Source organism: uncultured Roseobacter sp. (genome assembly GCF_947499265.1).
Lineage (GTDB): Bacteria > Pseudomonadota > Alphaproteobacteria > Rhodobacterales > Rhodobacteraceae > Roseobacter.
In genome coordinates this window covers 569,717-583,507 of sequence record NZ_CANMNK010000003.1, presented here as the reverse complement: position 1 = coordinate 583,507, position 13,791 = coordinate 569,717, and the positions used below count along the sequence as shown (strand labels likewise).

The window sequence follows — 13,791 nt, the reverse complement described above, 5'->3', positions numbered from 1 at the left end:
CATGGTCGCCAGAGGTAAATTCTACTTATACGACAGCATCGTGCCCCCGCTGTCGGCGGGCAGTTACAAGATCCGCTCGACGCTCGATGTGGATGTCACGGATAACACCAGCCTGCCTGTGGCCCCGCATGACATGCATTTCAATGTCACCGCCCCGCGCCTGAAATTGCCCCCCGATCAGGCGCTGATGACCTTTCCGCCGGCGAACTCCGAAGGGGCGTATGAGGCGCGTCTGCCGCAGATTGTGCTGCGCAAGCGCACGCTGCCCTGGGACCGGCGCGCGGCGGCAGCGGGCACGGTATTTCATGGTCAGACCGTCGAAGACACCACCCCCTGGATGGCTTTGGTGGTCATCGCCGAGGGGGAAGGCGAGATCAAACACGACCAGCCGTGGGAGGAGTGCATCACCCCGCCCAAGACATTGACCGGCAACATCGACACGCCGCGCGCCAGCTATCTGTCGGTGCCGCAGTCGACGGTCGACAAGATTTTCCCCACCGTTCAGGACCTGTCACTGCTGACCCACGTGCGCGAGGTCAACCCGGATGACACCGAGAACGCGATGGGGGATGAGGATGGCTTTCTGGCCGTCGTCATCGCCAACCGAATGCCGCAGTACGACACGGTCAACTGCAAGCCCAAGGCCTACACCGCCTGTCTGATCAACCTCGAAAACCAGTTGGACGTGCTGCCCGCGCCCGCGCCACCGCGCCCTTTCTACGAGATGGCCGATCTCTTCCTGAACGGGACCGTCGCCACCTATGCCGCTTCGGTGTCCTCAGGGACCGCGGTGCCGCAGAAGGTCAGCACCGATACGCGCCTGCTGGATCTGAGCAATGCGGGGGCGATGGCCGATGCGGTGCGCCGGGGTGAGGTGGTGTTTCACAATGGCACGCTGATCGACCGGGCCGGGGCCACGTCGGACGGGTTGAACGTACTGGGCCGTATGGATTCCATCTCCTTTCTGGACGGCGATTTCTCGACCGTTGCGCGCGCCACGGACGCCGCCGCACAGCCGCAGGTGCGGCGGGTCGAGGGGACCTTCTCAGGCTTCAACTTCCCGCTTGACCGGCTCTTTGCCGAGAAATTCTACCGCTTTCCCGTGCTGACCTCATGGCGGTTCACCTGCGCGGGGGCGGGCAGCTTTCAGCAGTTGATGAGTTCGCTGGATGTGGGCCTTCTGGGCACCGTGGCCGAGGGCGGTTACGAACGCGCCCTGCCGGACTGCGTGCCTGAAGTCACCGGGGATGATCCGGGCGCGGCGCCTGTCACCCAATTGCCGCTGGAGATGGCCGAAACCGGCCATGTCGGTCTGCCGCATCTGACCCGCACCGGTGAAAACGCCAATGCCTGGTATCGCGGTGCGTTCTCCCCCCACCAGCTGCTGCGCAATCCGCTGGCGGAGGAGGCGCAATTCCCGGTACTGGCCCATATCAGCGACCATTTGCGGATGATGACGCCGGATGGCCGCGAGGATGTCTCGCTCGCCGTGGCCTTCGAGACGGGCCGTTTGCTGGCGATGTCGCAGCCTTCCTTTGTCGCCGCGCTGCAACGCTGGCGGGCCGAACGGTTTGGCGCCAGCCGCGCGCGGGTGAGCCAGGAAACGGTCTTTAGGCAAAGCACCGACATCCTGGGCACGCTGATCAATGATTTCGACAACGCGCGTATTCTGGATGCGATCCGGGCAGGGTTGATCCCGCAACTGCTCGAAAGCGGGATCATTGCAGCACTGGATCTGCGGCGGGACCGCACGATCTCGACCCCGGTGGAGCTGGTGACCCCGGGGGTCAAGGCGCAGGGGCTGGCGGGCGATTTCAACGGATTCCTGGCGGAAGGGCTGGGCATGGACCGCGCGCTGGTCGATCAGATCGCAGCCCAGCCGGATAACCTCGATGCCTTCGCCCAGCTGCAGGCGTCGGAGCCCGGGCGGGTGAGCACTGCAGAGATTGACCTGAATGGCGAGATCGAGACGCAACTGGATGACGTGCTGTCCACCGGGTTGGTGGAGCTGGCCCAAACGGCGATCGGCGCCAAAGACATCAGGGCCGACACCGTCAAGGACCTGAGCGATTTCTCGTCGCTCGACAGTTTCGTCAAAGACCGTTTCGAGAGGAATTGACCATGGCGCTTTCCCAGAACATGACGCTGCAACTTCTGGCCGATGCGGTTTTCGACACCACCGGCGATACTGCTGGGGGTACGATCACGCCGCCCGAAATCCTGACATTTCTGGCCAAGCTGCGGATGCTGGAAGGGGTGCCGTTCAACAATCTGGTGCCCGATACCGAGCTGTTGCCGAACGAATCCATCCGGTTCTTCTATCTGGATCGCGCCTGGACCGATGCGTTGGTGCAGGGGGCGCTGAGTGTCGCGACCACCAACACCATCGAGCGCGGGCAGCTGGAGCAGCTTTATCCGCAGATCGAGGGGGAGGTCGATGACGCCGAACGGCAATATCGCGCGCCGGGGGGCGAGCCGGTGCTGCGCGGCACGGCCGGCGTGGTGACCGGGTTCCTGCTGCGCTCGGCGGCGGTGGCGGGGTGGCCCGGGCTGCACGTGCGGGCTTACAAGAATGAACCTGCGCCCAATGACGCGGAGATCGTGCCGGAGTCCCATCCCAGCCGGATCAAGCTCTTGCGGCTGCAGCGGCTGTCGCCTGCCGTTCTGCTGGCGCTCTTTGATGGCATACCCAAGGTGCTGCACATCGAAGAACCCCGGCAAGGCATCCAGTTCGGCGTCAATCTGAAAACCAGCGCGCGGGGCAGGACAACCGCAACCGTGCCGGCCCGTAACGTCGAAACCGGGAACTACGTCAACGCCAGCGGTGTCGAAAAAGACCTGCCGACACAGGCACAGCAGATCCCGGTGAGCTTTCGCCGCGGGGCTGCGGGGGTGCTCGATCTCAGCAACACCGCCCGGTCCTTTGCCGCCGCCACGTCCACGAATATGAGCGCCGGGCCCAATGACCCAGTGAGCGGCGCGGAGTTTGCCATGCAGATGATCCGCTTTCCCTACCGGCAGGTCTTTGCCCAGAACGTGGGCACCACGGCGACGCAGAACGACGCCTTCAAACCGACGCTTGGCAAGGTCGCGGCCCGTTATACGACGGCCCTGAAACTGAAGATCGCGGAGGACTGAACATGGCGGATCGGATCAAGCCGGACCTGATGAACGCCATTCTCGGCAGTGGCAACTGGACGCTGGCCACGACGGTGCAGGACCGTGTTGTGGATGCCAATGTGCTCTTTCCCAAACCCCCGGTGGTGCCCGATCCCGCGTTGCTGGTGCCGGTGGATGTGCAGGCGCTGTATGTGCCTGCGTCGCATAGCGAACGCTATGTGCGTCTGCCGCTGGAGCTGGGCGAGGGCGCCGATCAGGGCAAGGTGACGGAGCCGTTTTCCACACCGCGCGCACGGGCCAAGGGCGTGCATCTGCATTGGGCGCTACCCGATGGCTTGCTGCGGGGCGAGATGGTCGAAGACAAGGATGCACCGGTGCAAATGCGCCCCTTGCCCAACCGTTGGCTGGTGGTGCGGATGACGGGGCGCAGCGGGCGCACCAAGGTGGATCTGAAATCCTGGATGATCGAGGCTGACACCGGGCGTGTGTTCGACCTGCCCAAATATCCCAATGCGCCTTCGGCCAGTCTGGCGCATAAACTGGAGCCCGACGGGCTGACCGGGATCGTCGGCGGATCGCCGAACTGGACGGCTTCCTATGACGCCAGCCTCAACCGTTTTGCCTTTCACGACCCATTGGACGGTTTGCAGACCGGGCAGGTGATGACAAAGCAGGCCAGCTATGTGGTGATCGGCTGGTGGGCGGAACGTGCCAATGATCCGTTAAGCGGCATCAGCCTGCCTTATTCGGTGCCACGCCGGATCGCGCAGTTCAACTGGACTGCCTCAACCGCCCCCTTCATCACCCAGTGGCAATCACCCAAACGGCAGCTCACCACGGCCCGGCAAGACGCCGAGATGGACGCCACAGGCATCGATGTGCGTAGCGCGCTGAAACTCAGTTCCTCGCAGATCGGATTGCTGTCGGGGTTCAAGGAATACCAGATGGACGAGGTCGTGCTGCGCCGCACCCGTGCCCGGTATGAGACCGTGCTGCATGGCGCGGTTTACGGCGTGCCGGTGACCGGTGGCGTGGCCAAGGATGCGGCACCCGGCGCGTCCAGGATCGAACTATCGATGGCCCCGACGCTGGAACGGTTGATCGCGGCGCAGGCGGCCAGTGGCATGGGCATTCGCACCGGCCCGAAGAAAGAGTATTTTGAACGTCTGCTGACGGCGGTGGCCAATACATCGTTGATGAACGTCGGCAACCGCGATGGCATCGTGGCGTTGGACGAGGCCGAACATGCCGATGGGTTTGAGGCGTTTCAGGGGCCGGAAACCTACGAGGATGTCATCATCTCGCGGCAGCAGTCTGCTCTGAAAGCGGGCAGGCCCCTGCGGACCAAAGAGGCCAAGGCAAAATCTGCTGCTGCGCCGCGGTCGGATGTGATCTGGAATGGCCGCAAACGGGGCAAAACCTCCTCGGATCAGGAGGATCTGCGGCGGCGGGCCGAGGACATCAAATACAAGCGCAAGGGCAGCATCCTGGACGATGCGCCCGAGCGTCGGCGTGTCAAACGCCCGGGTCCGCGGTATCACCGGCCCACATCACCGGTCATCGGGCTGCGCAACTACGGACGTGCCCAGCGGTTTCTGGGCGATGGCCGTTTCACCAAAGACAACAAACTGATCTGTCGCTGGTCGACGGAGCTGAAGGAGAAATACGGCGAAGGGTATCAGGCCTCGACCTACGTGCCGGTGCTGATCAACACCCATGTGCCCGCGATCACCAACCGCATCCTGCGCAGCAGCTTCATGGATGATCTATACATGATGCCGTGGATCTTTGCCGCGATCAAAGCGGTGGTGCGGGACGATCAGGTCGGGCCCACGCAAAACCGTGTCCGCGGCGAGATGGCGCTACGCTATTCGCCGGACGGGGTTTACGACGGCATCGTACCGGTCGCGCGGGGCAGCGGTGAAACCTCGATGGCGACGCAGATCGCCCTGAGTGACGCGATGCGCCGGTTTTCCCTCGCCGAGGGGCGCGATCCGAGCCCGGTGGCCGTGACCAGCTGGGTGCAGCCATGGTCGCCGGTCTGGCTGGAGTGGGAGGTCGAGCTCGCGCCGGGCAGTGGGTTTGAGGGATGGACGCTGGGGCGCATCGAATTTGCAGGCGAGGCTGAGCCGCAGGGCAAGACGATCACGTTGCGCGGACGCTCCGTGATCACCTCCGGGCTGGCGCGCACCTATCAGTCGGTCATCGACACCTATCTGATCGCGGAAAACCAGCGCGACGCGACGAATGAGGGCGAGATCAACGAGGGGCATGAGCGCACGCTCTCCGATCTTTCCGGCTTTTTGCGCAATGCCGATCTGGGGTCGATCACGCTGGACCGGATCAACGATCTTTGGCTTGCCATCGAGACCGGCCCCGATGGCCAGGTAATGCAAGCGCCGCAATCGGTGGCAACGGCATTGGAGGAGGCCGGATTGCCCGATCTGATTGCCGATGGGACGCTGCGCCTGTCGCGGGCCCGGATCGTCGACAGCTTTGGCCGGTTCCGGGAGGTGCCAACGACCAAGATCACGCTGCCCACGGCGCTGGCGACCAAGACGGAAGCGGGGGACCCGGCCTTGGCCATGCCGCCGCGTCTGTCCTTGCCCGCGCGGTTGATGTGGCGCTTTGTGGATCCCGCAGACACTTCCGCAACCCCGGCCGAGGCGCGCTTGGATCAATCGACGCCCGCCAATATGATCAACCCCATCTCGGGCTATGTGCTGCCGGACTTCATCGACGAATCCGTGGAATTCTTCGACCAGACCGGGCAGCCCCTGGGCGAGGTTCTGCATGATCCGGTGACCGGCGGTTTGATCTGGGAGGGCGGCGTCGGGCGGGACGGGCCCGCGTCAGGGTCCCCCATGGCGGATCTGCCGGCCTCTGCACGGCTTTGTGGCCGGATTGCGCAAGGCATGATCGAAACCGACATTCTGCAACGAAATTCGGAGGCTGACGCGGAAAAAGAAAGCCCCCTCAGTGCCTTTCTGCGCGCGGTCGATACCACCAGTTGGAGCGTCGACAGCAGTCTCGCCTCCGCGGGGGCCACCATTGCCGGGCTGGTCGGACGGCCCATCGCGGTGGTCATGACGCAACTTTGGCTGGATATCCCGGAAGATCTGTCAAAAACCGGCGCATTTGGCGACAGCGCGGATGACATCCGCGAACATCTGATCCGCGAGGCAGTGTTCGATGCGGTCAAATCGCAGGAATTCAAGGTGCGTCTGGGGGAGATCGCCAAGGGGCATGACGGGCTTTACGGGTTCTTCATCGGGGAGGATTACGGGCTGTTCCACCTGATCGAAAAAGAGATTGCGCAGGCCGCACGCATCAGCCGTCAAGGCGCGGGGTTCCGTGCAATCATGGGCGGGGTGTCAGCGCAGGTTGGCGCCGGTTTCCTGCCTGCACCCAATCCGCTGGATGCCCCTTACATTGGGGCGGGCGAGCCTTTGGGCGTTCATGTCGGGCAGAAACTGCGGCTCACCTTGCTCATGCACCCCTCGGCGCGGGTGCATGCGACCACCGGGTTTTTGCCGCGCAAGTCGCTGGAATTGCTGAATGATTGGGTCTCACCGGGGCTGGGGCGCGTGGCGCCCTCGGCGCGCATTGGCCCGGTGATCATTGATCCGGACAAGGTGCGCCTGCCCAAGATCGCGGCGTTTGGCGCCAATCAGACCTGGACGCGGCGTGGCACGCCGATCACCTGGCGCGACGATCCTATTCTGGCCGCCACGCAGGCCGCCGTGCTGCCCACAGGCCGCGCCACTGTCGAAGAGGGCTATATCCGCATCACCCCGGATGACGGCCCGGAAATCGGGGAGGACAGCTGATGACCCGCTACAACTGGCCACGCGAATTCTCCAAATCGCCTGATATGCTGGCGCAACGGCAGGAACAGGCGGCGCGGGATCGCGGTATCGGCCTGCCGGGCGGGGTGCTGGGGGATCTCGAAGAGCTCGATGACGTCATTCAGGCCAATTTCGACGAAGCCCGGACATGGATACCGCTGGGCCCGTCGATCATGACAAACGGGCAGGCCGAGGGTAATCCGGTGGTGGCAGGCCGCGTGCGCGCGATCAAGGTCAGCCCGAACGGCCAGCGCATCTATGTGGGCAGCGCCAACGGCGGGGTCTGGTATTCCGCTGACGCCGGGGTGTCGTGGGTGCCGTTGGGGGCTGCTGGGCTGGCCCCGACCGCTGATCGGTCAGATCTATCACTGACCATCGGTGCGCTCTGGGTCGTATTTGGCAAGACCGGTGCGGCTGACGATCCGGCCAAGGACATTGTCTATGTCGGCACCGGCGAAAGCAATCCGCGGCTGGCGGAAATTCCGGGCAGAAAGCTGGGGGGGCTTGGGGTGCTGCGCCTCAGCGGCACCTTGCCGGATGCGCTGGCCAATCCGTTGCAAAATCCCTGGACCCGGGAGGCCAAGAACCTCGCCGGGCGCGGCATTTTCCGGCTCGCAGCCGATCCTGGCGTGACGCCCACATTGGCGGGTGCTGGGACCCTGGTGGCGGCGGCCTCCAATGGGTTGTGGTCGCGCGAGGGGGATTTCGACGAAGATAGCGATTGGAACCGTGTAGAATTCACAACCACCAATTTTGCCGATCTGCCAGGCGATCCCTATTGCTCGGATGTGGTCTGGAACGACAAGGGCCTCTGGGTGACATTGGCGGGCAGCGGTGCGCAGGATGGGCTCTACCGGTCACCAACGGGCCTGGGCGGTACCTTTGAACGCATCGCGTTGACCAATATGCAGCCAAAATCGCGGATCAGCATCGCGCCGGCGCCGGACACCGACCGCATGTATGTGCTGGGCAAGGTCCCCAGCCCGTTCCAGCCCGCGACAAATCTCGACCACGCCGCCCTGTGGCAGGTGGATCTGTCGCAGAGCACAAACAGTGCTCCGGTCGTGCAGAATGTGCCGGTCGGTCTCTTTGTGTCGCGCGTCAGACGGGATGGGGCGGGCAACCTGATCACCACCGGCAATGACCAGGCGGACTACGATCAGGCAATTGCCGTGCGTAAGGTGGGCAGCGATGACGTGGTCACGATCGGCGGGTCATTGGAACTCTATGTCGACTGGAATGCGGCGCTGTTCGATTTGACCATCACCGGATCCGGCGCCGGGCTGACAACGGATTTTGATCCGGGCAATCAACATCTTGCCGTGATCGATTCTACCTATATCGGGCTGGGCATGCACCCGGATGTCCATGTTCTGACCGAAGTGGGCGGCACGATCTGGGTGGGCTGCGATGGCGGCGTCTTCCGACATTCCGGCGGCACGACCCGCGCGATGAATGCCGGGCTCGCGATTGCCGAACCCGGCTACATCGCCTCCCATCCCGCGCTGGACGGGCCGATGATTGCGGGGACGCAGGACAATGGTGCCATTCAACGCATTGGCGATACGGTCTGGTCGCTGCAGCGCAAGGGCGATGGCGGCGGGTGCCTCTTCCACCCCACACAGCCGCATCAACGGGTCATGCAATATGTGCAGGCCTCGTGGAATTTCGAACCCGCCGCGATGACCCCCTGGGGGCCGGTGGTGCGTACGGATCCCGCGACAACGGCGGAAACCGACGAAGGCAAGCGGTCGAGCTTTTATTCTCAGGGGGCCGCTGCGGCAGCCACCGACAATGCGGATGCGCGGCTGTTTCTGGGCACGAACCGCATCTGGTATTCCGACAAATGGCGCGATGCCGCAACCAATATGAATTGGGTCACGATCCCCAGCCTGACAGATGGTCATGCCGCCGCAGCCCTCAATCAGGACTGGCTGACCGAGGGCGGTGTCCGCGATCCGGTGCTTGGGATCGAAATCCTGCAGGAAGGCGACACGGCAGATCAATATGAGGGGACGGCGCTGCTGGTGCTTTGTACGCGCACCATACGCATCTTCCGCTCCGCCCGTGCGGTAACCCCCGGCCCGCAGGTCTGGACCCCGATTGCGAATTCGGTGGTCAGCACGTCCTCCGGGGTTGAGCGCCCGAAGAGCAAGAAAGATGATGACGTCCCAAACCCATTCTTGGACTATCTGCCCCATCCCGCCACCAGCGCCTGGACCGATATTGCGGTGCACGACGCCACGGTGTCCGGACGGGAGACCTTCTATGTGACCACTACCGGCCAGCGCAGCGAAGATGCCAGCGGCGATATTGTCAGCGACCCCGAGTTCGACACGCTGTGGTGGTACAACGGGCAGGGGCGCTGGTATCCCACCGGCCTGCGCAACGCGCCGTTGGACGCGGGCAGCGGGACGGGCGGATCGCCAGCGGGGGCGCATTGCGTGATCGTTGACCCCGAAGCGCGCGATCACGTCTATGTCGGCAATCGCATAGGCGTGTGGCACGGGGAGATTGACCGTAGCGGCGAACACCCCAGCTGGACCTGGCGCCCGGCGATGGAGGGTTTGCCGCAAACGATGGTGCAGGATCTGAGCATCTCCGTCTCGACGGCCGGTACATTCCTGCGCGCCGCGCTGGTGTCGCGCGGGGTGTGGGAGCGGGAGATTTCCGACGTACCGACCTCTGTGGGCAAAACCTTCATCCGCACGGTGCCCCATGACACGGGCCGCATGGAATTGCCCGCCACGGCGCTGAGCCCGCTGGACAATGTGACCGACCAGACCTTTCACAAAAGCCCCGATCTGATCATTCTGCCCACGGGCGCACATCCGTGGGATCCGGGGTTGCCGAATGAGGCGGACCTGCTCACCGCTCCCGAAGCAGTGCAATACGCACAAGCGGTTCATGACGTCTTTGCGATGGTGCACCATCGCCATACGACCCCGGTGCCGGGCAGCGATGTGAACATCGACCTGTTTTTGCAAAGCGGTGCGCCGTCCGGGGACCTGAGCGGGTTTGCGATGACGAACCCCTGGCGCACTTTCGTTCAGGAGACCGTGCAGGGCAATTCCCCCGCCGCTGTGGCGGGTCTGACATACGTCGGGCGGGGCAAGCCCACCGCACCTGTGGACGCCCGCACGCCGCGCGCGGTCAAGTTCACCGTGGATCTGACCCATGCCGGTCCCAGTGACTATGCCATGCTGATCGCGGTGGTGACCTCTCCGGGCAACCCGCTGTCGCTGGCCGATCTCAACCGCGCACATCTGAAAGCGGTGGTGCGCCGGTCGGCCCAGGTTGCCGTGCGCAAGTTCAAACGCGCCTAGGGTTCATCCGGAATTACACCGGGCTTGACGGGCTGGGTCACCGCCTCCTGGGCCGCTGCGGTGACGGCTTTGCGTTCGTCTTCAGTCAGGTGTTCATCACCCGCGATTTCAACTTTCACATTGCGCTCGGCCATGCGGATCCCATTGGCCTCAAAGGCATCGCGCACTTTTTGATAGGCATCGCGCCGCACCAGCCATTGTTCGCCCGGGCGGGTCATGAATTTGACGCCCACCACCATGTTGAATTCTTCCATCCTCCGAACCCCTTGTGATTTCAGCGTATCGAGAATGGAATCGCCGTAGTGTTCGTTGGCCTTGAGCTCGGCTCCGACTTTTTTCACGATCTTTTTCACCAGCTGCAGATCGGTGTCGAAAGGCACGCGGAATTCCAGCTTCATGATCACCCAGTCGCGCGAGTAATTCGTCATGGATTTCAACTCGCCAAAGGGCAGGGTGTGGACCGCGCCGCGGTGGTGGCGGATCTGCAAGGATCGGATCGAGATCTTTTCGACCGTGCCGCGCAGCTGATCGATCTCGACGTATTCACCGACGCGGAAGGCATCGTCGATCAGGAAGAAGATGCCTGAGACCACATCCTTGACCAGCGATTGCGCGCCAAAGCCGATGGCGATGCCCATGACGCTGGCACCTGCGAGGATGGGCGCGATATTGACCCCCATCGACGACAAGACTGACATGATGACCATGCTGAGCAGGGTCACCATCAGCACCACGCGCAACAGCGGTAGCAGCGTGGCCATGCGCGCCTCGGGGCCGGGCGCCTGGCCATCTTCGGGGGGCTTATAGGCGGCCAGTCGGCGGTCGATGGATGTTTTGCCCCAGGTCCAGACCAGATCGGCGATCAGGACAGCGGCGGCGCTGTCGATCAGGATGGAGAAAATGCGTTGCGCGACGGTGGGCGTTTCGGAGTTTTCAAAGACCCCGGCATTCCAGATCAGGGCAAGTGTCAGGCCCAGGGCGACAAAGACCGCAAAGCGGATCAGTCTTTGGGCAATCGGGCGGTAGGTTTCATAGGGATCAACGATGGGCTCAGGTTCTGGCGGCGCTTCTTCTTCGCTTATGATCTCCTCGGGGTCGAGGGAGGTTTCGGCGGCTCGGGCCTTTTCGGCTTTGGTGGTGAAATCCGCGATGGCATGGTCAAATGCCATATTTGTCCAGCCCTTCAGCAGCTTGAGCATCGGGATCGTCAGACCGATGGCCCCCACTGTCCACATCAGCGCGCGTGTATCAACCAGCCAGGTCGCAAAGATCAAGACACTCAGCAGGCTCAGGTACACCCGCCAGCGCGCCATCGATCGGTGCGAGATCAGCCCGGTGTGCTTTTTCGCCTGCGAAAAACAGAGGGCGATGGCAATCAGGCTGGCGACCAGCAGCAAGAGGGCAAAGAGAACCGCGACGGAAAGCGTCTCAGGAGAGACAGCCTCCGGCACATCTGCCGTGGTCAACTGATCGAAGACGTCGATCAGAGAGATCGCGAAGATCAACATCGCCGAAAAGGTCATCAGTGTGCGGCCCACGACACGGGCCATCCTGTCCCCGACAGGCAGCAGCCGCAGCTGCGCAACCTTGGGGGCGAGGAAAAGCTTGATCAGCGTGTTGATGGCCCGGACCGACACGATCCCCATCAGCGTGGCCAGGATCAGCGTGTAGAGGAGGGGCGGCCATGACACGATGGAAAACGCACCGATGCTGCCAATCGCAAACATCGCGAGCCCTGTCAGCGCAAGGGCGGTGCGGGTGAGGGCGGCATAGAGCCGTTCGCGGGGGCGTCTGAAGGTGCCAAATTCGATCCGCCGGCGCAATGGGTTGGTGTATTGGCGCGACAACCATTCCAACCCGGCGCCGAAAAACAGGAAAATCAGCGCAAAGGTCAGGCTGCGCACGCGTCTGTCCGGCGTCAATTGTTCACGCCAACGGGCGGCAATGACCTCCGGTGCCTGATCAAAGCTGGCCCAAGCCGCGCTCAGGTCATCCACACGGGCATTGACCCTGTCCGTCGCTTCGCGCAACTGCGCGCGAATGGTTTTGCGTGTCTCGGGGGCGGCGGCTTCCGCGCCATCCGCCTGATCCTGTATCCAATTCTGGATGCGTTCATCTGCCAGCAGCCGGGTGAATTCGTGCAGATCATTGGCCGAAGGTGGGGCGACGGGTGTTGTTTCCTGCGCAGCGGTAATGGTTGCGATCAGCAGCAAGACGGCGGCGATGCTCCACGCACGCAGCTGTCGCCAGAACATCACGCCGGGGCCTCCGAGGCGCGCGGAGGCTCTACCCGGGCATAGTCCTCGTCCTTGAAACTGTAATCCGCGGGGTAAAGCGGCTCAACTTGCAGAAAACCACCCGAGGGGATCAGTTGGCAGGCCAGTCGCACATCCTCCGCCGCCCCAAGGCGGCCCAGGGTTTTGGCCTCCAGAGCGCTTGGGTCCGGCAGTGGGAACTCCGAGGATAGGATGCGCACCGCGCAGGTGCCGCAACGCCCGCGCCCCGAACACAAACCGGCGTGCGGCTGATGATGCGCCTGGAAGCTATCATAGACACTCAGCGCGGATGTGGTCTCAATCGGTGGCGTATCACCGCGCTGCAGGCGCACGGTTTCGGACCTACGCAGGGCCACCCGCACCCCACGGGCCGCGAAGGTGAGTAAAGCCAGGGCAAGCGATCCCCAAATCACCTGATTTGTGACCTCTTTGATCACCTCATATGGCACTCTGGGGGCCGCGCTGGGGGCTGGCGTCTCGGCGTATTCGGGGGGCGCCTCCGAATAGGCTGGTGCGGCGTTTTGCATGGCTTGCGCTTCGATCAGAACGCCGCGCCCGGCCTCGGCAAAGCCGACAAGCGCCAGCACCGGAACCGCGACCGCGATGGGGTAGAGCCCGCCCAGCACATTGCGCATGCTTTCCTTTGCGCGCAGCCAGGTAAACAACCCGGCGCACCCATGCACCCAGACAACGGAGAGCAGGATCACCTGCAACAACCCGATTGCCGGTTGGCCCAACCAGAAGAATTTGATCGCCGCAGCATAGTCAAACGTGACGCCATTCAGCTTGAGCGATGACACGCCCACCGCATGTGTCGCCAAAAGCGGCACCACGATCACACCGGAAAAGAGCTGCACGAGATCCTGCAGATTGGTGCGCAGCGTCGGACGCCGATAGATCGCCCAAAGGCCAAGACAGAAATGGATGAAAAGCGCGCTGAGCAGCAGCGGCCCCATGACCGGGTTGGCCCAGAGGCCGGACAGGAACGGCCGGGCCGCATCCATCGCATCGATAGAAATCACCCCAAGGCTGACGTTGAGCAGATGTGTGGTCACGAAAGCCAAGAGGAACAGGCCGGACCAGATCCGCACCGTGCGCAGGATCAGACCCGAGGCTTTTCCCGTTGCTCTCGCGGTGTCCATTGGCTCTGCCCCCCTTCAAGTCCCGGCGGCGATGCAGATGCGCCGGAAACGCGTCTTTTGCGCGGTTTCGTGGTGAAAC

General features: G+C 63.3%; 6 protein-coding genes. 4 read left to right on the top strand and 2 right to left on the bottom strand.

Annotated elements, in window-relative coordinates; all coding sequences use genetic code 11:
• The first annotated feature begins 1 nt into the window (after position 1).
• The 4 genes from Q1A63_RS10800 to Q1A63_RS10785 are packed head-to-tail and all read left to right on the top strand — an operon-like array spanning position 2 to position 10,294.
• Complete coding sequence (locus Q1A63_RS10800) at positions 2-2,119, top strand: hypothetical protein (RefSeq protein ID WP_299631501.1); 2,118 nt, start codon at positions 2-4, stop codon at positions 2,117-2,119.
• Positions 2,120-2,121: 2 nt separating this feature from the next.
• The gene (locus Q1A63_RS10795; RefSeq protein WP_298970546.1) at positions 2,122-3,138 is read left to right on the top strand and encodes a hypothetical protein; all 1,017 of its coding nucleotides are present in this window, start codon (positions 2,122-2,124) and stop codon (positions 3,136-3,138) included.
• Between the two features lie 2 nt (positions 3,139-3,140).
• The gene (locus Q1A63_RS10790; RefSeq protein ID WP_298970548.1) at positions 3,141-6,950 is read left to right on the top strand and encodes a hypothetical protein; all 3,810 of its coding nucleotides are present in this window, start codon (positions 3,141-3,143) and stop codon (positions 6,948-6,950) included.
• Positions 6,950-10,294: a hypothetical protein gene (locus Q1A63_RS10785; RefSeq protein ID WP_298970550.1), complete on the top strand. Its 3,345-nt coding sequence runs from the start codon at positions 6,950-6,952 to the stop codon at positions 10,292-10,294. The genes Q1A63_RS10790 and Q1A63_RS10785 overlap by 1 nt, the downstream gene beginning before the upstream one ends.
• Here the strand turns inward: Q1A63_RS10785 and Q1A63_RS10780 are convergent.
• Together Q1A63_RS10780 and Q1A63_RS10775 are read right to left on the bottom strand one after the other, a co-directional pair.
• Positions 10,291-12,549: a mechanosensitive ion channel domain-containing protein gene (locus tag Q1A63_RS10780; protein WP_298971565.1), complete on the bottom strand. Its 2,259-nt coding sequence runs from the start codon at positions 12,547-12,549 to the stop codon at positions 10,291-10,293. The genes Q1A63_RS10785 and Q1A63_RS10780 overlap by 4 nt on opposite strands.
• Positions 12,549-13,712, bottom strand: a complete 1,164-nt coding sequence (locus Q1A63_RS10775) for a 2Fe-2S iron-sulfur cluster-binding protein (protein ID WP_299631497.1) — start codon at positions 13,710-13,712, stop codon at positions 12,549-12,551. Before Q1A63_RS10775 ends, Q1A63_RS10780 begins: the two co-directional genes overlap by 1 nt.
• Positions 13,713-13,791: the final 79 nt, after the last annotated feature.